The organism is Nostoc sp. DedQUE02 (genome assembly GCF_034531035.1).
Taxonomy (GTDB): Bacteria; Cyanobacteriota; Cyanobacteriia; order Cyanobacteriales; family Nostocaceae; genus Nostoc.
Window position 1 is genome coordinate 1 of the sequence record NZ_JAVRBY020000013.1, and the last position, 20,249, is coordinate 20,249.

Genomic DNA, 20,249 nt, shown 5'->3' on the forward strand with positions numbered 1-20,249 from the left:
ATGGATTCTCCAGTTTTTTGGTGCTCCTTGTCGAAAATATTATCTTCTTTCTTAACTAACCTGCGGAATGTGGGTTATTGAACACAAATCTTGAGTACTGTTTCCACATTAAAATACTTTAAGCATAAGCAGCCCAATGCCTGTGACTGCAAATCAGCACTACAACAATGCGGAAATATTTTTCTCACTAGCTGCATAACATTGATTCGCTCACACCCATATATATATAGAAGTCTTTCACATCATATATTAACGGGGCGATCTACTTGCTATTACCAACTTGAATATCAGGGCAAGTTCTCAAATCCTCTCAAGGAAAACGACCTAACGCCCTTGAAAAACTTTGCGATGGAAATAGATATTTAGCGGGAGACATTTAAAGACATTGCCACAACCATTGTCACATTATTGCACTCAAGTGAGAACCGCTATATATCCTCAAGAAACCTGTGAAAATACAACCAAGGAGACAAAATCATGAATGCGATCGCAACTAAGGACGGTACGCAAATTTATTATAAGGACTGGGGAACAGGACAACCCGTTGTCTTCAGTCATGGTTGGCCGCTCAATGCTGATGCTTGGGACGAACAGTTGGTTTTTCTCGCAGAGCATGGCTATCGTGCTATAGCTCATGACCGTCGGGGTCATGGTAGGTCAAGCCAACCTGGGAACGGCAATGACATGGATACTTACGCCGACGACCTAGTAGTGTACCAACCCAAAATTGCTACGTGGAGGTAAGCAAGGGAGCAGGGGAGCAAGGGAGCAAGGGAGCAAGGGAGCAGGGGAGAAACGTTGCAGTAAGTCTTTCCCCCCTGCCCCCCTGCCCCTCCGCTCCTCTGCTAACCACAACGCAAAGTTTCCTTGGCAGACCACTAGCAACGCTCATTGAGACACTGAATCTCAAAAATGTAGTCCTGGTTGGTCATTCAACTGGCGGTGGTGAAATCACCCGCTATATCGGTCGTCACGGTACGCTTCGCGTTGCCACCAACCTTGATTGTTTGGGGCAAGAACGACACCATCTTCCCTGCTGAGGGTGTCTATGCCTACCAGCGCGATCTAAAAGACGTTGAGTTTCATCTACTGGATACGGGACATTTTGCATTAGAAGAAGAGGGAGATGCGATTGCAAATTACATCACTCAATTTCTCACATCACGGCTGCAACCTATTTCTGCCTAATCAACGCAAAGCTCGATCGCTGCCCAGACAACCATTGACACAATCAATCCACATCCCCAGACGAAACGATGACAACTCAAAATGTAACCATACCAGCCCTGTCTGGTGGTAGTTTTAGCGCTTATTTAGCAATACCCAGTACTCAGCCTAGTGCAGGGATTGTGTTGATTCAGGAAGTTCTCGGAATCAATGATAATATGCGCCGGACGGCTGATGATTATGCCAAAGAAGGCTATTTGGTAATCCTGCCAGACCTGTATTGGCGGTTAAAACCAGGTGTGGAACTCGATCCTGAGAGTAAGGAAGATTGGGCTAAAGCCTTTGAGTTCCTTGCCGCATTTGATTTAGATAATGGCGTAGAAGACCTGAAGGCAAGTCTATCTTTTCTGCGGCAACATCCCAGCAGCACAGGCAAGGTCGGCAGTGTGGGCTTTTGTTTGGGTGGTAAACTGGCATACTTTATGGCAACCCGTAGCGATGCCGATGCCAACGTCAGTTACTACGGGGTTGATATTGACAAGAATTTAGCCGAAGCAACAAATATTCAGAAACCATTGATATTGCACATGGGTACAAATGACGAGTATGTGTCGCCAGATGCTCAAGCCACTATCCAGCAAGGACTAAAAGATAACCCCTTAATAACCATCTATCGCTATGAAGGCGTAAAACACGGGTTTTGTCGCATCAATAGTTCGGCGTATCGCAAAGAAGCCGCAGAACTAGCGCACGATCGCACGTTGGCATTTCTGAAACAACATTTGGGGTAGTTGGTCAGAATGACGCGGTGAGAGCAAGACGCAAAGACGCAAAGAAATGAAAGAAAGGCATTGCAGTCCCCGTGTCCCCTACTCATTAACACATTTGTCTTGCATGGGAGTCGTAAGCACATGGAACAGATCCTGATTGTGAAATGGAAAATTAAGGAATCAGAAACATCTCGCATCCTGAAATTGCTACCGGAACTGGCAGAGAAGACTAGATCGGAGGAAGGCAACACTTCCTACACGATTTATCAGTCCCAAAGCGATCGAAGCGAACTTATTCTTTGCGAACACTACACCGATGCCGCTGCCGCAGAAGCGCACAGGCGATCGAAACACTATCAAAGCATCGTTGCAGAAGCAATCATTCCCCATCTTGAAAGCCGCGAAGTGATCGCGGTGAAGCAGCTTGTTTAAAGCTCTGTTCTGAACCAAACCAAATAACCGTATTAAGGAGAAACTATGTCGAAGAAGATCCTCATTATCGTGTCGAACACATTCGTTATTGGTCCACACAACCGCAGGACAGGAAATTTTCTGCCTGAGGTCGCCCATCCTTTTGCTGAATTCAGTCGAGTAAACTACCAGGTTGATTTTGCAAGTCTTACTGGCGATACGCCGTTTCTGGATGCACTCCATCTTGCTGACGACCCTGACAACCTGGCTTTCCTGGTCGGAAAAGGGTGGGCTGTGATGCAGAAAGCGAAGAAGCTCTCAGATGTGGATGTCAGCGAATACGATGCCATCTTTATGCCTGGCGGTTTGGCACCGATGGTGGATATGCCCGATCATCCACTGCTCAAACAGGTTGTGAAAGAAACCTACGAGCGGGGTGCTCCTGTTGGGGCTGTTTGTCACGGTCCAGCCTCATTACTAAACGTCAAGCTAAGTGACGGCACTCTTCTGCTCAACGGGAAGAATATCACTTCATTTACGAACGAAGAGGAAGACGGCTACGCGAAAGAGGATGTGCCTTTCGAGTTGGAAACGGCGCTCACAAAACAAGGCGCAATCTTCCACAAGACAGATCCCTGGGAAGCATTCAGCATTGGCGATGGACATCTTGTCACCGGGCAGAATCCCGCTTCTGCTAAAGGTGCAGCACAGAAGATGATCGCGCTCTTGGAGACTGCTTGACGATGCCGCATCAAGTAAGTTTCTCGCATCACGGTTGTAATCCATTCCTATCCAACGCAACAAACTCAAAGGAAATCACACCATGACTACGTTCAGCCTCAAAAGAGGCATTCGCCTGTTTTTGATTGTCATCATCTTTTTAGGAACCATTGCACTGACCTCTCTCGGAGCCATCATGACTACTGCAAACGCACAAGCCAATAAGCCCACGATCGTGCTCGTTCACGGCGCATTCGCCGAGTCTTCCAGTTGGAACGGTGTCTTGCCCAAACTGATTGCGAAAGGTTATCCAACCGTTGCTGTGGCAAATCCCCTACGGAGCGTGAAGAATGATGCAGACTATGTTGCTAGTGCCCTCAAAGGCATCAAAGGTCCGATCGTGCTGGTTGGACATTCCTACGGAGGCACAGTAATCACCAACGCAGCCAATGGTAACAAAAACGTAAAAGCACTGGTCTACGTTGCTGGCTATGCTCCTGAAGCGGGCGAGACTACCGCCGAACTTTCGGGACGTTATCCGGGCAGCAAGCTTGGACCAGCCCTCGCGCCGCCAGTTACATTGCCTGATGGCGGCAAAGATTTGTATATTCTACAGGATAAGTTCCGCGCCCCGTTTGCTGCGGATGTGCCCACTAACAACACGCAACTGATGGCTAGCACCCAACGTCCGGTTACAGAAGCCGCGCTGAACGAAGCTTCCGGTGCTGCACCTGCATGGAAATCGATCCCATCCTGGTTCATTTATGGCGATCGTGACTCGATCATTCCACCCGCGTTACATGCTTCCCTAGCGAAGCGGGCTAACTCAAAGGAAACTGTTGTTGTCAAAGGCGCGTCCCATGTCGTGATGGTTTCCCATCCAGATGCCGTTGCTACTCTGATCGAGAAAGCGGCAGAAGCGAGCTAGAGATAAGGAAATAAGTAGAAGGACTAAATTAAACTAAAAAAGAGGTTGCCGGGTTTCGACTTTGCGGAAGTTGAGTTTCGGCTACGCTCAACTTCCGCGTAGTCGAAACTCAACCCTCGTCTTCTCTAGGATCGAGCATTGAGCGTAGTCGAAATGCGTCTTATAAATAGTTCCTCAACCCAACCTACATGTGCATCAGATTTTTAGTGAAATGGTATCACCTATGTGGTTATGCCACGCCTAACACAATTATTTCGCAAATGGCTGTATCCCATTCCATAAAACTACCGGAAGAATCCGAATTATTTTTGCACAGAGGCAGCTTGGGATGGGCAAGCTGCTGTAGCAGAATTAAAAGCACTTGTCTGTGTAGCTACAGGTGCAGAGGCTGTTAACTCCACTGCGCCAGACTGATTAATTACCCAACCAGTAGCTTCCACAATAGTCGGGTTAGTTTGCTGAACTTCTAATTTAGGGCTTTGAACCCAAGAATTCCTGCTTAAATGTGAATTTTCTCCTACACTTGCACTCCTTTGTGCTTGAGGATTCAACCCCACCCAATCAACAGTTGCAGTTTGATTAGTGCGAAGCGCCTGGGTTGGTAGAGGAGGTAAACCTCCACGTCCGGTAATCACAAATGAATTACCTTGATTCGCCGGACAACCTTGAGCAATCAAACCAGAACGATCTACAAAATCGGCTGGTAATTCCACTAATCCATTATTGGGATTTAAGACTGTGTAGACTTGCACTGTTCCACTGGAAGAAGAATCTTTACCAGTGGCGGTGATATCGCTGTTTGGGGTGGGTGCATCCTGAGCCTGGATGCCAAAAATCGCTTGAGCGTTGATGGTCACATTCCCACCACGAAAATCTCTAGAATTAGCACTAATATCACTATTTTCTTGGGGAACAGCAATGATGAAACCATTTCTAGCATCAATGGTAATGTCACCTCCAGGGATATTTTCGCCAGTGGCGTTGGTAGTGATAGAACTGCGATCGCGTAAGCTCAACAAGGCTGTACGCAAGGAGATATTGCCACCTCCTCCTGTTGTATCGGCAGTGATTTTGCCATTGTTGTCCAAACGGATGGAGTCAGCTACCACATTTAACGAGCCTGCAACGCCTGTATTTGTACTGCTGACGCTCACTTGCGCCCCATCTCGAATTGTTAAATCTCCTGTTTGCAGAGTCAAATCACCACCTTTCCCGCTACCTGTTGTTTGTGCTGAAATCAGCGAACCTTCACCAGTTAGGGTAATCGACTCTGGAGCGATCGCACTCAGGGTTCCTCCCTGTCCGCTACCAGAAGTAGCAGCAGACGCTTTGGATTTACCTGAGAAATTGATTGCTAAGGTTTGCCCATTGTTATTGGGTTGAATTATCAAGTTACCGCCTGGTGCTGCTCCTGTTGTCCCTGCTTCTAAAATGCTGCCGTTTGTCAGGTTCAATTGAGCAGCTTGCACGGTTAGCTTACCTCCACGAGCTGTGGAGTTAGTAGAATTCGTCGCCGCCGAAACCCTCACCCCGTCGGCAATCTCAAGCTTGTTGGTGGTAATTTTTACTTCTCCTGCTTCTCCTGCTGCACTACCTTGAGCGATCGCTGCTAAAGTACCATTACCAGTTAGGGTAATCGAAAAAGGAGCATCGACACTGAGAATTCCTCCTTTGCCATTACCAGAAGTTGATGCAGAGATGAGCGAGTTATCTTGAAAATTAATCTTCAAGTTCTGCCCTTGATTACCTGGTTGAATAGTTAAATCTCCGGCTGGGGCAGTACTATTAGTTTGAGCAAAAAGACCGCTAGTGGAACCCGAAATAGAAATTTCAGGGATGTTAAGTGTAATACTACCAGCTTTACCACCACTGGAAGTAGAGGTGAGAATTTGTCCACCGTTAATTGCACTCAAGGTATTGGCATTAACTGTGATATTGCCTCCAATGGAATTAGTTTGGGTTTGAGCATCCAAAGCTGCTCCATCAGTTATGCTCAGGCTACTGGTTGTCAACTTTATATCACCACCCTGCCCAATTTTGCTACTGATAGTTCCTAACTGGTCATTGCTACCACCACTACTTGAGCGTAGACCACTACTAACACCAGACAAATTGACTTTCTCAGAGGCATTTACATTAATGTTTCCAGCCTTACCCTCTCCTAGAGTTTGTGTTTGTACAACTCCTCCTCCAGTTATAGAAAGCAAACCAGTTTGCAGGTCAATTGAGCCACTTTCGCCTTTTGCTCCTCCTGCGACTCCACTCAAGATTGAGCCATTATCTACTGAGATTGAGTCTGCTTGAATCGAAATATTTCCTGCATTGCTATTCTGCCCAAATGTGGTTGTGGCTATAGCTGCTCCATCTTTGATAATTAGTTGCCCTGTTTCAATTCTCAGGTTGCCTGCATTACCAGTAGAGCCAACAGTTGTCTGAGTAAAAACACCGCTAGGAAATTGGGTTCCATCATCATATCTTTCATTAAGGTTGTCAATAGTACCATTCGGAATATAACCACCAAGGAAAGTACCCGGAGGAATGCCAGCTAGTCCAGTGGCATAAATGTCATTAGGAGGCTCAGTTGTTGTTCCACTCAATTTTATAAGCTCGGAAGCAATCAGAGAAATATTTCCACCTTGTCCACTACTGTGACTGTTAGCAGATATCTGTGCACCATTTGTCAGGGAAATAGATGGTACATTAATCAAAATATTGCCTCCATTGCCAGACCCGAAAGTATCACTAGAAAGAATGCTACGATCTAAAGTCAAAGGTGCGTAACTTTCAATCGTAATATCTCCCGAACCCAGCTTGCCTACAGAGTTGATTGATTCAATCTTGATAGTATCAGTAGCTTTAAGAGTAATAGCACCTCCGTTTGCTACCTCACCATCTTTAGGCTTAAGACTAATGTCATTATCGATAACAAGAGTATTAGTTTCTCCTTGACTTGCTGTACTTATCGAAGAAGCCAACTCAGAAAAAGAGTAAGAATACAAATTGCCAGTGCTAATACTTCCATTAGTAGCAAATAGTGAAATATCTCCCCCATTTCCTACCATATTAGTAGAATTAGAATAAGATAACAAATAGGTAGTGCTAATACTGCCATTAGTAGCAGAGAATGAAATAGCTCCCCCATTTCCTGCCGTACTAGTAGAAGAATAAGAAATAGAATAAGATTCAATTTCCTGGGTAGCAATACTGCCATTAGTAGCAGAGAATGAAATAGCTCCCCCATTCCCTGCCGTACTAGTAGAATAACCAGAAGTCTGAGGATTGCTAGAAGAATAAGACGAAGAATTCAAACTACTAGTAGTAATGCTGCCGTTAATAGCAGAAAGTGAAATAGTTCCCCCATCCCCTGCTGTACTAGTAACAGAAGTTCTACTACCATATTCTTTAGAAGAAAAAGAGGAAGAATTTAAATCACTAGTAGTAATGCTGCCGTTAATAGCAGAAAGTGAAATAGTTCCCCCATTTCCTGCCGTACTAGTAGAATTACCACTCCTAGAATAAGAGGAAGAATCTAAATACCAATTGGTAATATTGCCGTTAATAGCAGAGAGTGAAATAGCTCCTCCATTCCCTGCCATAGTAGCAAAAGAAGCAGAATTAGAATCAGAGTAAGAATACAAATTTCCAGTGATAATATTGCCATTAGCAGTCAAAGCGATCGCACCACCATCGTTAGCACCATCTGTAGTATCCAAGTCTTGGGTGGTAATATCTTTACTACTACTAATCTCAATCGCACCACCATGAGTAATAATTGCTTTGGTACTTATATCTCCTAATATCGTTTTTAAGCTAATTTCCCCTCTAGATTGACTTTTATCTGGTTGAGCGATGTTAATGTCACCGCCAAAGCGGATATTGTCTTGAGCTTCCACTAATAGCGACGCCCCAGTATAGCTGCCAGTAATATCAACATTCCGCCCGTGAATATCAAGGCTGCCACTACTGGCAGTCGCAATGTTCACTTCACCAGTGTTATTTAAAGAAATATCGGCTCGTGGTACTTGACTAGGAAAATCCACCTGCAAACGATTATCGATCAAATTCAGCCCGACTATTCCTGCTCCATCCACACCTCCCAAAGTTACCCGCCCGTTAGGAGCAATGACTTGTTCGCCACTAACCGTCACCTTGCCACCTATGAGCGCCAAGGTTCTGCCTTGTGGAACCGCAAACAATCGGCTGGGAGTAAGAGCTACCTGGTTGTTAAGCTTAATAGTATAAGTTCCGCTACTCTGACCAAGATTTTCATTCCATCCACTAATTGGAAATCCGGCACCAGCACCTATGAGGTAACCATACTCAAATATTGCACCCTCTGAACTGTACGGATTGTTTTCATAAATAGAAATGCCCAGGTAATACTTGCCTGAATTTGGAGCAATGAAAGGTTCATATAGAGGCAATGTTGATTGTCGAGTTTCATCATTAACGCTGTAATCATCGTCGTTCATCGCTAGACCTAAGCCATTGCCATCAAACAAGAACAACTGAGTATTTACCTCACTACCGCCCACAGTTGTTGCTGTGAATTTCTGCCCTTTGCTCAAAAAAAGTTGGTATAGATCGATGTCATTATCATTATCTAGTGTCCCAGAGATAGCACTGACTGTTTCTGAAGTTGAGCTATTGGTAGCCTGGGCTGTAGATGGCAATTTTCCTGCATCACCCACTTCTGTATATGGGATAGCTGATGGTGGACTCCCGGTTTCTACAACAATATTGCCTTCGCCACCATTGAACTGCAATCCAACAGGTACGCTAATAGTTAGCAATGGAGTAGTTGAAGGATTTTTGGCGCTGAATTCAAAGCCATCAGCAAATTTGATACTACTTGCTGTACTTCCTACAAATGAGCCGCCAATATCCAATTTGGCATTTGGGCCAAAAACGATCCCATTAGGATTTATAAATAATAAGTTTGCAGTACCATTGGCACGAATCAATCCATCAATATCAGATATCGATTTACCTGTGACTCGACTAATAATATTTTGAATATTTAGATTATTGTTAAAATCAGCTATACTCCCGGTGGGAAGAGAAAACTCGCTAAAGCTATGGAATAAATTGCTTCCCGCAGTGGTTCCACCTTCAATTTTTATTGTGTTGCCATTTTTTTGAACGTTAGAATTATTGGGTAGAGTGCTATCTGGAGTGATTTGAGCGTAGGCACAGACCATCGTAGATATCACACAACTACCAGAACAAATTACTGTACTGGTAACGGCAATGTTTAACCGTTGTAACAAGTTTAAATCTCTCATTGCTTTAAATATAATTTTTATTTATTTTCTAGATTATTTATTCAATTGGGTAAAATTAAAAATCTCAACATAAAATTTTTAGGTTTTTCTATGAAGCTATTTGTTTATCTAATTCTTTTTATCTGATTCCTAAAGCAGATATTCAGGTTACTCAACTCATTATTTGGTATAACTTTTAGAGAATAAGTGCTTTATGAAAAAACCTTTAGTATTAGATAAACAACAGCTAAATATTTGATGTTTTACTTCGGTAAAATTTGTTAAATGTTCTACAAATTTTATATTAAACTTGTCAAAATTAATAGTAATATAAATTACAATAAAATAAATCTTAAAAAATGTTTTGTAAAATTAAAATAGTTTAAAAATACTTAATTCATAAAGTTCTGGTGTTCGTTGCAGCTTTGTTGCATGAATAAAAAAAGCACGTCTTCTATCAATAGAGTTGCTAAAGATAACTATCACCTTTTTAGTCTGGCGATCGCCAGGGCGGCCGCATCATATCAATAAGGCTAATGAATTCTCAATAACCTCAAAAATAATCTCATTAATCCCTGCTTATTGACAAATATTTTAGCGTTGGCGTAGCCAGCCGCAGGCATCGCCTTGAGCGTTGGAAAATAAATTAAGCGATAAATACTGATTTTTTCGTTGACTGTTATTCCGGCATTATTAGAGTTACTAGATGTCACTGGTACCATTATCACTATTGATGCAATGGGTACGCAAACCGAAATTGCCAAACAGATTATCGACAAGAAAGCTGATTATGTACTGGCACTTAAAGCCAACCATCCCACGCTTTATTCTCAAGTCAAAAAATGGTTTGAAAAAGCGCAATCACAACAATGGAAAGAGATTAATGTTAGTTATGACAAACGACTAGAAAAAGGGCATCATCGCACAAAAATTCGTGAAGTTTGGACTGTTGCCGTTGCTGCTCTTGGCGAGCTTTATCAACCTAAATTATGGGCAGGTTTGGAATCCTTGGTTATGGTCGTCCGTGTGCGTCATCTTTGGAATAAAACTACCCGTGAGGTTCAGTTTTATCTCACTTCTTTAAACAGTGATGCTCAAATTATCGGTCGGGCTATCCGCAAGCATTGGGGTATTGAAAACGATGTTCATTGGACTCTTGATTGTACCTTAAAAGAAGATGCTTGCCGCATTCGTTCTTTTCACAGTCCTCAAAATTTTGCTCTGTTACGACGTTTGGCTCTCAATGCTCTTAACCGTGAACAGATCTACAAACGTAGTCTCCGTCAAAAAATGAAACGCACCGCGATGGATAACAATTATATGATTCAGGTGCCTCTATAGAAAGAATTGCTTCTTGTAACCGTTTAATTCCAATAGAAGTGAGTACAACTCCTCGTCTTTGCTTAGTTTTATTTTGTTCTGTTTTATACATACTTAAAATGGGTGTTTATTGAAAAATAGTAAGTAATAATTTTTACATTCTTATACACAATTAGAATTCAGTTTAGTAATTTTGATACACTTGTATTTATTTGTTTTATGGAATCCATTAGAACTTTAACAAATTACACTACACTATAATGACTTGTCTAGGGGACTGCTTTGAGCAAAGACCACAATCAGACCTCTTGAATAATTAGCTCTGAAACTATTATCAGCAACGACTGCCAAGAATTGCCAATTTCATGAAAAGGCGTTGCTGATTGCGATATGAAAAATAATTTTGCGTTATTTCAAAATCCTTGTAGAGACGTTGCAATTGCTAGTCTCTACATCCAAATTCATACCTCGATTCAGCAACACCCATGAAAAAAGCAAGTAGAGGGTGTTGTAAAGCTTGGGCTTTAGTTTAATTCTCACTGTATTTATAATTATTCAGTAATCTTGACGTTGTAACTAGTGGATATACTTAGTTATTTTGAAGACAAACAAAATTTAAATAACAAGATTACTGTGTTTAATCTAGAAGATTTCTTCAACCTTTCAACTGATTTATTCTGTATCATCTCAGGAGATGGGTGCTACCAGCAAGTCAATCCTGCGTGGGAAAAGGTATTGGGATGGAAACCAGAAAACTTAATTGGGCATTCTTGGTTAGAATTAGTACATCCAGAAGATATTGCAATCCATCAGCTACCAACTGAACCACTGCAAAATTTGCACTGGGATAACCGTTATCTTCACAAAGATGGCAGTTATCGGTGGTTGTCTTGGAGTTTTTCTACTAACGAACAGGGACTCATCTATGCAATAGGGAAAGATATCAACCAGCAGTTGCGTCGAATAGAAGCACTTGAAACTGAACGCCAAAGCCTTTATAATCTACTGAATCAGCTACCCGCTTTCCTTTATCTGCAACCCAATGATTATGGCATAGGATTTTATAATCAACGCTTCCAGGAGGTATTTGGAGACCCCACAGGGAAACGTTGTTATGAGGCGATCGCTGGGCTGAAGCAACCTTGTCCAGTCTGTCCTACCTTTCGCGTCTTTGAAACTAATGCTCCGCAACTTTGGGAATGGGTTGATAGTAAAACAGGTAATGTCTATCAGATTTATGATTATCCGTTCAAGAATATGAACGGTGAACCAATGGTTGTGGAAATGGGTTTAGATATTACTGCTGTGAAAAAGGCAGAGGTAGCCTTGCGACAGCGCGAGAAGGAATTAACCGAAAAAAATCAACAACTCCAAGATGCACTAAAACAATTAAAAAAGACACAAGCGCAGCTAATTCAAACTGAAAAGATGTCTTCTTTAGGACAACTAGTGGCTGGAGTGGCTCATGAAATTAACAACCCTATTAGCTTTATCAATGGTAATGTTACTCATGCTGAAGAATATGTTCAACAATTACTAGAAATACTACAACTCTACCAACAAGAATATCCTGACCCTTCACCAGTAATTCAATCAGCCATAGCAGCGAAAGAGTTAGAGTTTATTACTGAAGACCTAAAAAAATTGTTCTCTTCCATGAAAATAGGAAGTGATCGCATTCGTGATATCGTACTATCCTTGCGGAACTTTTCTCGACTAGATGAAGCGGAAATGAAAACTGTGGATATCCACAGTGGTATTGAAAGTACACTATTGATTTTGCAAAGCCGCCTCAAAGATAAATCCGACCATACGTCAATTGAAATTATTAAAGATTACGGTCAACTGCCTTTAGTAGAATGCTATGCGGGTCAACTTAACCAGGTGTTGATGAACATCCTCACTAATGCGATCGATGCTTTAGAAAATTTGTCTGTTATTAATCAAAAAGACAACCCACAAATCGTTATTCGCACTCTTGTACTCAACTCAGATTGGGTTGCGATTGAGGTTGCTGACAATGGATCTGGAATGTCGCAAGAAGTTCAACAGCGTCTATTTGACCCTTTTTTTACGACCAAACCAGTAGGTAAGGGAACTGGTTTAGGAATGTCAATTAGCTATCAAATTATTACAGAAAAACATCAAGGACATTTAGGCTGTATTTCATCTCCAGGAGCAGGAGCTAAATTCATAATCGAGATTCCCATTCAACAAATTAAATCTGTACAAGCAAAGATACCAGAAGCTCACAATATCCCAGTTACATAATATCGTGTCCGGTTAAAGAATCATTAAGATAGCAGGGGCAGGTGGTCACTGAGCGTTGGTCATTGAGCGTAGCCGAAATGAGCCGAAGTGGGGCAGGGAGAAAGAGGGTTTTCCGATTTTTGCATAGATGTGGTAACTGTAACTAATTAGCCGGATATGATATAACTAGTGTCTTTTTAGTGGCAAAACACTACTGCAAAAAATAAAAACGTCGCTCTGTCAAGCTTGGGAAATCTGTAGTAAACAGTAGTCCTCGTGTGCAAGATGGTATACAATGATATACATAGCCGAGACCCGAATTTTTGTTAGATATTCTTAGTCTCGGCATTTTTTTGTGGCTTTTTTGCCACTTCTCAATCAATCGTAGCGTAGGCGCAGCCCGCCGCAGGCATCGCCTGAAGAATGGTCAGTTCAGCTAATTCATACATAGCAAGTTTTTTGGGCTGTTCTATCCGTCGAACTCACGTCAGTTTAAATCATACTCAGCCATAATTTGAACGCGATCGCTGATACTTTGCCAATCTTCTACAGTACCCAACAGCGTAATCTCAGGAATGCCACACACGCAGTACATCACATCGCAAACTTTCTGCATGATTGTTGATATGTTGAGCAAATCCTTGTCATAATGTTATCCAAATAATGTCAGGTGTTAACAATAACGGACGGTGTTCACTAAAGCAGTGTGAACAGCAAGCGTTAGCGAATGAATACCTTGGTCTGGAATTACCTCAAACGTATCATGGTGGCTAAATGCCAGCAGTTGTTTCCCTAATTGCTTCTCTAACTGAAATTTCGCATTTTTTACAGGTAATCGCTCCTGTGCGTTTTTGACATCATCTACACAAAAGCGAATCTTACCCACAGTTTGTTCAAGGATAGGTGCTAGTAATGTCATCAGCTAACTACGAACAAAGATCAACATATCTTTTCATAATTTTGATGAATAAAGGTAGTATTATTCGATGATGAAACCCCAAAAGAGTTACTACGATGCTGAATTTGGACAGATTACAATCGAAGATAACCAATGGACTTTAGCACAATGTGCTGTTTTGGGCGATCGCCGTGTACCGATTTGTGTGGATTTTGAACAGGGGCAGATTGGGGAACTTTCATCGCTTCAGCGTGAAGCTATTCGGCAAGCTCTAGCCTTGCCACCCGATGTGTTACGTATAACTGCTCCTATTGTGTTGCAAAATTATGATGTATATCGTGAGATGATTGGAGATCAGGAAATGCCTCTGTTGGCTAATCCCATTCAGGTTTGGGAGCAGGTCACTTTCTCATATATCTATGTGCCCCCCCACGTTGAGTATGACTTGGATATTGCTACCTTTGAGTTGATAGCTGAGTGTGACTGGGAGCCAGAACATGGCTTAGAAGTACGCTTTCGCAATGGAGTAGCAGACGATGCAGATCAGATAGGTGAAACAGGGCGATAAAAACTATATAGCTTACGCGATGTGCGACTTAATATTCTGACCTCACTTCTATTCCTCTCTGCTTTTAGGCTACGGTGTACACACAATTCCTAAAAACCTAGCTTGATCAGGCTTGACTCATTCTCATACAAAGTATCGGAACGAGAGAAATAGCATTGTCAGCCGATGCAATGTCATTGTTAGTCGATGCAATGGCATTGTTAGCCGATGTAATGCCATTGTTAGTCGATGCAATGCCATTGTCATATCATGTCCAATTACCCATAATAAAAGAACCCCACCCCCAACCCCTCCCCGCAAGCGGAGAGGGGAGACAAAGCACAGCTTTCGCGGGGTGGGGTTCTTCGCGTTTAATAAGCAATCAAGCGGACATGATATCAGTCGATGCAATGCTATTGTTAGCCGATGCAATGGCATTGCAGGTTAAGAAACTTGTGTGTACACCGTAGCCTTTTAGGAGAGAGGCTTTGATTTTTGCCCCCCAACCCTTGTAGCGTTGGGGTTGGGGGTTAGATTTGAGAGAAAGTCGCACATGGCGCTAGCTTATATACTGCGATCGCTGCCAGAGGAACGCGATCGCTCCTGTTGAATTCATACCATTTTGCAATTATATGTAGTATTTCTCCCCCTGCCTCCCCTGCTTCCCCTGCTCAAGAACAGCCTGTCAAAACTAATATTTTTGAACGCAACTTGGTATCACCAGCCGTTTGGAGACAGCACGTTTGTAAAGTTGCGACCAAAGTAATTTAATTGGTAGCACAGCGATCGCCCACCCCCAACACCATGACTGATACTAAAAGGGATTAGCTTCTGTCACCACTTCTGGCAGTGGAATAAATTCTGTTTCATCTGGCACAGTAGCAAAGTGGTTTTCGCGCCAATCGGCTTTAGCTTCCTCTATTCGCTCTGGTCGGCTAGAAACAAAATTCCACCATTTGTAGCGTGTACCCAATGGTTCACCACCAATAACAATACACCGAGCAGCAGTAGCAGCAGAAACTCTTATTTCATCAACTGGCTCTAGTATGGCGAGACAATATGGCTCTAGCGGTTCATCATTAATGCTCAATCCCTCTGTAACGCTGTATACTGCTCTCTCTGAATAACCAGTGGGGATAGTAAAGTGAGCATTGGCAGACAACACCACATCTAAATAGAGGATGGGTGAGAAAACTTTGACCGGTGAGGTGTAGCCATGTGCAACTCCTGCAATGAGTTTGATAACAGCGCCATTTTCTTCCCAGGTAGGAAGGGTTTGGGCAGGATAGTGAGTAAAGCTGGGATCGATTTCTTCATATTCCACAGGCAAGGCAACCCAGGTTTGAATGCCATGAATGGTAGTTTCATTTTGACGATCAATGTCGGGCGATCGCTCTGAATGTACAATTCCCTGTCCTGCCGTCATCCAGTTCACAGCACCCTGTTGAATTTCCTGCACAGTGCCTAAACTATCGCGGTGCATCAAAGCACCATCAAATAGATAAGTTACAGTGGCGAGATTAATATGAGGATGTGGCCTGACATCAATGCCTTTGTTAGGCGGTAAAACAGACGGGCCAACATGATCAAAAAAGATAAACGGCCCGACCATTTGACGATGAGGATATGGCAAACTACGGCGGGCTACAAACCCACCCAAATCTTTAACTAATGGTTCAATCAGTTGAAGTATTGCCATATAACGATGGGGGATGATTGGTGAATGCTGGAATCATTATAAGTAGATCCACCAGAAAAAGCTAACCTTTATCCTTCATTTAAGCAAAGAGAGCCAGGGCAATTCTCTCAATACTTTGGACAAAAGCGATCGCTTTTGGGTCTATTAGTTGATTAACTTGTGATGGCAGAAATTTAGTCAACATCAGTATTCACTCTAAACTAATTTTCCACAACCCATCGAGTGGATTGGATTGTTGTAATTGACTATCACTGCTGCCAAGCCAATTATTGTCATACACCAAGCCAACACTGAACGTGCTATTTATAGGATATTGCCCTAGTTTTCCAAAGCCTTCAATATTGTTTGAGTCAGCGATCACTTGTTGGTTTAACTGTATGGTTGTTTGGTTGCCGTCGTCAAAGTAAATTGTGGCTTGTCTGTTGTGAAAGCGTACCTGAACTTTGTATACACCACCAGTTGCATAGTAATAAGCTCTAGCAGGCAGCTTTTGACCATCAATATTTTGCCCTTTCAACTCAACTGCCATAGCAGGCGTAACTAGCAGTAAGAGGGTTGGCAGGACTAAGCCTAAAACTTTCATTGGTAGTAACAAACACTTTCAATCAAACTACTTTCTACTTTAAAACATAAAACTAATTTGTGGGTTGACTAGCGATTGCTTGGCTTGAACAGGGAATCCTAAAGAAAGTTAAGAGTGATTTTTACTACAAATGGTTTTTAAACTAGCTTTCAGTTAGGCAGTAAAAATGTTTCATCAAAATCAAGATTGTGAAATTGACTCCGAACCTTTAAAGATCCTTGGAATGGCCATCACCATCAACATTATTAAGTTAAATTGCACCCCCATTTGTGAAATGCTGTAATAAGCGCAATATGTAGGGAGAGGATCTCCATGACATCAAAAAGCAGGAAGAAGACCTCACGACGTGGTTTTCTCCAAGGGGTGGCTATTAGTACAGCTACTGTAAGTGCAGCAGAGTTACTCAAAAAAGAAGTGGCAGATGCTGCAAATGCTGGGCAAGATCAGGCAATCCCTCTCCAAAATACTGAATTTGATTTTATTCAGAAATCGGCTGCCCTAGAGCCAGACAAGATTGTAAATAGTGCTTGTCAATTCTGCAATTCTCTGTGCCGATTGAAAGTTCATCTTAAAAACGGGCGGATTATAGATGTTTTAGGTGAACCCAATGATTCAGTGCAGGCTGGTGGCTTTTGTATAAAAGGGCCAATGATGACCCAGCTAGTTTACAATCGTTTTCGCTTGAAAAGCCCAATGAAGCGGGTTAGTGGAAACAAAGGTGACAGCAATTCTAAATTTGAGCCAATTTCTTGGGATGAAGCACTTTCAATTATAGCTAGCAAGTTTTTGGCACTCAGGGATGCAGGTGAAGCCAGAGCGATCGCGAACAAAACCTCTGGAAGACTGCCACGGGGAACAGGTTCTCTGGTCGGGCGCTACTTCAGTATGCTGGGCAGTCCTAATAATACCGATGTTGGGCCTGTATGCAACGATGCAGGTGGCAATGCTTTGGCATGGACATTTGGATTGGGTAATTTTACAAACGGTTACGGAATCGATGATGTGACGAAAAAAGAAGACTTAGGAAGTGCAAAATTGTTTCTGTTTTTAGGTACGAATCAAGCAGAAACCCATCCTGTAACCTTTGCCTATCTTCTCAGAAGTCGTGTTCAGACCAAAGCCAAATTAGTAGTTATTGACCCACGCTTGACTCCTACAGGAGCGCAAGCTGATGAGTGGATTGCACCTAAACCACACACTGACTTGGCTTTGGTTTTGGCAATGCTCTATCACATCGTGACTAACAACTTATACGATGCTGCTTTTGTAAAAGAGTGGGTACTGGGTTTTGATGAACTGAAGAATCACTTAAAAAGCAAAGGTTACACACCAGAGTGGGCTGCAATTGTAACGGATGTTCCAGCATTAAAGATTAAACTTTTGGCTGAGGCTTATGCCAAAACTAAGCCTGCTGCAATTTTCTGCAACGCTGGGATTTCTCATCAATTAGGGGCTTTTGACACTTACCGTTGTTTGACATTCCTAGCTGCAATTACAGGCAATATTGGTATAAACGGTGGTGGTTGTAATTTCATGCACAATACCTGGCCAGGGGAATTGAAGTTGCCAGCTATTAAAGGTAAAACACCTAACAAAGATATTGCACTACCAGTCGGGCCAGATTATTTTGCCCAATCGATCATTTCAGGTAAACCTTATCAACTCAAAGCGATCGTTACTCAGGGGAATCCTCTGTTGGCTTGTTCAGACACAATTAAAGTACAACAGGCTTACCGTCAATTAGAATTTTATGTTTACACTGGATTGTTTATGGAAGAGTCAGCATACTATGCTGATATTATTTTGCCTGTAACCAGTGGTTTTGAAATGGAAACCGTTTATATGCGGCGGGATGATCGAGCAATCCGTTGGCAAGAACAAGTGGTTACTCCGGTAGGTGAGTCCAAACCAGATTGGCATATCTGGATTGATTTAGCACACGCCACAGCGAAATTAGACAAACGCAATCCGCCTGAATACTGGAGGGACAACTTTCCTTCTGCTTGGAAAGACTATCGTCAGCTGTGGGCAACTTTTCTAACGAATACTCCAGGAATGGGAGGTATGACCCAAGAGAGACTATTTCAAAGAACAGAACCCCTGCGTTGGCCTTGTCCAACAGTAGATCATCCTGGTGTCAGTACACTTTACCTAGATCATGCCTCTTGGTATAAAGCCGCAGAAGCTCTTAACCCTAATAATATTGGTAAGCGATTCCTAACTCCCAGTGGAAAAGTAGAAATTTATACTCCCGAATTGCAAAGTCAGCTAGCCAAAGCTGGACACTATGCTCTACCAAGCTTTTATACCCATCCAGAGGTAATAGGTAAGCATCCTACCCTTGAATACACATCTGAGTTTGTAAAAAATCCTGTAAATCCACAGGCACTAACTCAAAACATTAAATTAGGAAAAATCTCTTCTGGTGAGGTACATAAAGAGTACCCTTTGATGGGAATAACTGGCAGACCAAGCGTAGTTCATTTCCACTCTATTACCCAGTGGACTTATACGGGTAAGCAAATGAATGGTGTTCGTCTGGTACAAATTCACCCAGAAGCTGCGAAAAAAGTAGGCATTAAAAATGGTGATGAAATTATAGTTGAAAGTCCCAGAGGCTCAATCATTGGCACTGCATTAATTTGGTCAGGAATTCGAGAAGACACTATTTTTGTCCCTAACTGGTTCGGATCTAGGCAGAAAATGGCAGAAGAGTTTGGAACTCCCTACTATGAGTCAGTTAATATCTTGATAGATAAACAATATTATGACAATCTTTCAGGACAGCAGGCATTTAAATGTTTTGCCTGCCGAGTCAAAAAAGCATAAGGATTATTCGTTCCAAGTGATAGCGTAGCGTTAGCGAATATTCGAACGTCTCCCTACCCCCACTTGTGACAGGTTAAGCTCTGATTAAAAGTCTTTGGGCGTACAACACACAAGCGTTTAACGTCGAATGGCTTCAGGCTGTTTACTTGTTCGTAGGTCATAAATGGTACCCAACTCTAACCTACTTGTCTCACGCATCTGGGACTTTTGCAAGAGGTCAATAAATACTCTCGCAACCAATTGATAATTCTTCTTAATCGAATGCTATTACACAAATGGTAAGTTATACTGTAATCCTACAGGTTTTTAGTATTATAAAATAGTATTTGCTATCCATAACCAAAAAATAGTATTTTTTTCAACAAAAGAATTATAAAATTGAAAAATTATATCAGAATTTTTGCATTTTACAAGTACACAAAATGGTACTTTTTATTTTTATTAATTATGATATCTTCTGAATAAGCACAAAGTATAGCGGTGTGCAGTTGAGTAAAATACAAAAACTTTGCTTAAATAATTTTACAGTAAGGGCTTGTATATTCTCTTTTGATCAATGCTATAAGTACTGCTAAAACAGTGTTTTTATAAAAGTTGGTACATATTCTTACCAACTTTTATAAAAAATAAAGATTTTTTAATCTTTATTTTCCAATACTTATAGTATTTCCTGACTAGCGTTATCTTTTGAACTTTTTTTCTAATGATGTAGCGATACTAGTTTATGCAATAAAAAAGTTTTGTGCTGTTGTTGAATATCGATTTTACAAAGTCGTTAAAATAGTGCTTTAACTTTTCCGTGACATTAGTATAGAGTAACACGCAATAGACCTTAAAGGATGTTTGAAAAGGTTCGACTTGAG

The 20,249-nt window shown here is 42.0% G+C and carries 14 protein-coding genes and 3 pseudogenes; 12 read left to right on the forward strand and 5 right to left on the reverse strand.

What is annotated here, in order from left to right; genetic code table 11:
• Positions 1-477: 477 nt before the first annotated feature.
• The 7 genes and pseudogenes from RMX98_RS13215 to RMX98_RS13245 all read left to right on the forward strand — a co-directional run.
• Positions 478-705 (forward strand): annotated as a pseudogene (locus RMX98_RS13215) (alpha/beta fold hydrolase); the annotation flags it as partial.
• A gap of 173 nt (positions 706-878) precedes the next feature.
• Positions 879-992 (forward strand): annotated as a pseudogene (locus RMX98_RS13220) (alpha/beta hydrolase); the annotation flags it as partial.
• The gene (locus RMX98_RS13225) at positions 946-1,188 is read left to right on the forward strand and encodes an alpha/beta fold hydrolase (protein WP_409881448.1); all 243 of its coding nucleotides are present in this window, start codon (positions 946-948) and stop codon (positions 1,186-1,188) included. The pseudogene RMX98_RS13220 and the gene RMX98_RS13225, both read left to right, overlap by 47 nt.
• Positions 1,189-1,256: 68 nt before the next feature.
• Positions 1,257-1,958 carry a dienelactone hydrolase family protein gene (locus RMX98_RS13230; RefSeq protein WP_409880938.1) on the forward strand — a complete coding sequence of 234 codons (702 nt, stop codon included), beginning with the start codon at positions 1,257-1,259 and terminating at the stop codon, positions 1,956-1,958.
• A 120-nt stretch (positions 1,959-2,078) separates the two neighbouring features.
• Entirely contained in the window at positions 2,079-2,369 is a 291-nt protein-coding gene (locus RMX98_RS13235; protein WP_409880937.1) for a putative quinol monooxygenase, read from the forward strand.
• Positions 2,370-2,414: 45 nt separating this feature from the next.
• Positions 2,415-3,089, forward strand: a complete 675-nt coding sequence (locus RMX98_RS13240) for a type 1 glutamine amidotransferase domain-containing protein (RefSeq protein ID WP_409880936.1) — start codon at positions 2,415-2,417, stop codon at positions 3,087-3,089.
• An 82-nt stretch (positions 3,090-3,171) separates the two neighbouring features.
• Positions 3,172-3,996, forward strand: coding sequence for an alpha/beta fold hydrolase (locus RMX98_RS13245; protein WP_409880934.1), 825 nt, complete (start codon positions 3,172-3,174; stop codon positions 3,994-3,996).
• A 302-nt stretch (positions 3,997-4,298) separates the two neighbouring features.
• Here RMX98_RS13245 and RMX98_RS13250 read toward each other — a convergent pair whose 3' ends face one another.
• On the reverse strand, positions 4,299-9,281 hold the full coding sequence (locus RMX98_RS13250) for a filamentous hemagglutinin N-terminal domain-containing protein (RefSeq protein ID WP_409881450.1): 4,983 nt from the start codon (positions 9,279-9,281) through the stop codon (positions 4,299-4,301).
• 651 nt (positions 9,282-9,932) lie between these two features.
• Here RMX98_RS13250 and RMX98_RS13255 point away from each other — a divergent pair.
• Together RMX98_RS13255 and RMX98_RS13260 are read left to right on the forward strand one after the other, a co-directional pair.
• Positions 9,933-10,601 (forward strand): annotated as a pseudogene (locus RMX98_RS13255) (ISAs1 family transposase); the annotation flags it as partial.
• Between the two features lie 612 nt (positions 10,602-11,213).
• Positions 11,214-12,851: an ATP-binding protein gene (locus RMX98_RS13260; protein ID WP_322679756.1), complete on the forward strand. Its 1,638-nt coding sequence runs from the start codon at positions 11,214-11,216 to the stop codon at positions 12,849-12,851.
• A gap of 466 nt (positions 12,852-13,317) precedes the next feature.
• On the opposite strand, the gene RMX98_RS13265 is transcribed toward RMX98_RS13260, so the two are convergent.
• Positions 13,318-13,446 (reverse strand): DUF4419 domain-containing protein, encoded by a 129-nt coding sequence (locus RMX98_RS13265; RefSeq protein WP_322679755.1) that lies wholly within the window; start codon positions 13,444-13,446, stop codon positions 13,318-13,320.
• Positions 13,447-13,503: 57 nt separating this feature from the next.
• On the reverse strand, positions 13,504-13,749 hold the full coding sequence (locus RMX98_RS13270; RefSeq protein ID WP_322679754.1) for a hypothetical protein: 246 nt from the start codon (positions 13,747-13,749) through the stop codon (positions 13,504-13,506).
• A gap of 67 nt (positions 13,750-13,816) precedes the next feature.
• Here RMX98_RS13270 and RMX98_RS13275 point away from each other — a divergent pair, with 67 nt between their 5' ends.
• Entirely contained in the window at positions 13,817-14,296 is a 480-nt protein-coding gene (locus tag RMX98_RS13275; protein ID WP_322679753.1) for a DUF6985 domain-containing protein, read from the forward strand.
• A gap of 155 nt (positions 14,297-14,451) precedes the next feature.
• Positions 14,452-14,745 (forward strand): hypothetical protein, encoded by a 294-nt coding sequence (locus tag RMX98_RS13280; protein WP_409881453.1) that lies wholly within the window; start codon positions 14,452-14,454, stop codon positions 14,743-14,745.
• Between the two features lie 344 nt (positions 14,746-15,089).
• Here the strand turns inward: RMX98_RS13280 and RMX98_RS13285 are convergent, their stop codons facing one another.
• Both RMX98_RS13285 and RMX98_RS13290 read right to left on the reverse strand, forming a co-directional pair.
• On the reverse strand, positions 15,090-15,974 hold the full coding sequence (locus RMX98_RS13285) for a pirin family protein (RefSeq protein WP_322679751.1): 885 nt from the start codon (positions 15,972-15,974) through the stop codon (positions 15,090-15,092).
• A gap of 190 nt (positions 15,975-16,164) precedes the next feature.
• Positions 16,165-16,557 carry a hypothetical protein gene (locus RMX98_RS13290; RefSeq protein ID WP_322679750.1) on the reverse strand — a complete coding sequence of 131 codons (393 nt, stop codon included), beginning with the start codon at positions 16,555-16,557 and terminating at the stop codon, positions 16,165-16,167.
• A gap of 312 nt (positions 16,558-16,869) precedes the next feature.
• Between RMX98_RS13290 and RMX98_RS13295 the strand changes: the two genes are divergently transcribed.
• Entirely contained in the window at positions 16,870-19,386 is a 2,517-nt protein-coding gene (locus RMX98_RS13295) for a molybdopterin-dependent oxidoreductase (protein WP_322679749.1), read from the forward strand.
• Positions 19,387-20,249 lie beyond the last annotated feature (863 nt).

What these genes read in the sequence shown, in the direction of transcription:
- RMX98_RS13230 (WP_409880938.1), top strand. Translation starts at nt 1,257, where the DNA reads ATGACAACTCAAAATGTAACCATACCAGCCCTGTCTGGTGGTAGTTTT.
- RMX98_RS13235 (WP_409880937.1), top strand. Translation starts at nt 2,079, where the DNA reads ATGGAACAGATCCTGATTGTGAAATGGAAAATTAAGGAATCAGAAACA.
- RMX98_RS13240 (WP_409880936.1), top strand. Translation starts at nt 2,415, where the DNA reads ATGTCGAAGAAGATCCTCATTATCGTGTCGAACACATTCGTTATTGGT.
- RMX98_RS13245 (WP_409880934.1), top strand. Translation starts at nt 3,172, where the DNA reads ATGACTACGTTCAGCCTCAAAAGAGGCATTCGCCTGTTTTTGATTGTC.
- RMX98_RS13250 (WP_409881450.1), bottom strand. Translation starts at nt 9,281, where the DNA reads ATGAGAGATTTAAACTTGTTACAACGGTTAAACATTGCCGTTACCAGT.
- RMX98_RS13265 (WP_322679755.1), bottom strand. Translation starts at nt 13,446, where the DNA reads ATGCAGAAAGTTTGCGATGTGATGTACTGCGTGTGTGGCATTCCTGAG.
- RMX98_RS13270 (WP_322679754.1), bottom strand. Translation starts at nt 13,749, where the DNA reads ATGACATTACTAGCACCTATCCTTGAACAAACTGTGGGTAAGATTCGC.
- RMX98_RS13275 (WP_322679753.1), top strand. Translation starts at nt 13,817, where the DNA reads ATGATGAAACCCCAAAAGAGTTACTACGATGCTGAATTTGGACAGATT.
- RMX98_RS13285 (WP_322679751.1), bottom strand. Translation starts at nt 15,974, where the DNA reads ATGGCAATACTTCAACTGATTGAACCATTAGTTAAAGATTTGGGTGGG.
- RMX98_RS13290 (WP_322679750.1), bottom strand. Translation starts at nt 16,557, where the DNA reads ATGAAAGTTTTAGGCTTAGTCCTGCCAACCCTCTTACTGCTAGTTACG.
- RMX98_RS13295 (WP_322679749.1), top strand. Translation starts at nt 16,870, where the DNA reads ATGACATCAAAAAGCAGGAAGAAGACCTCACGACGTGGTTTTCTCCAA.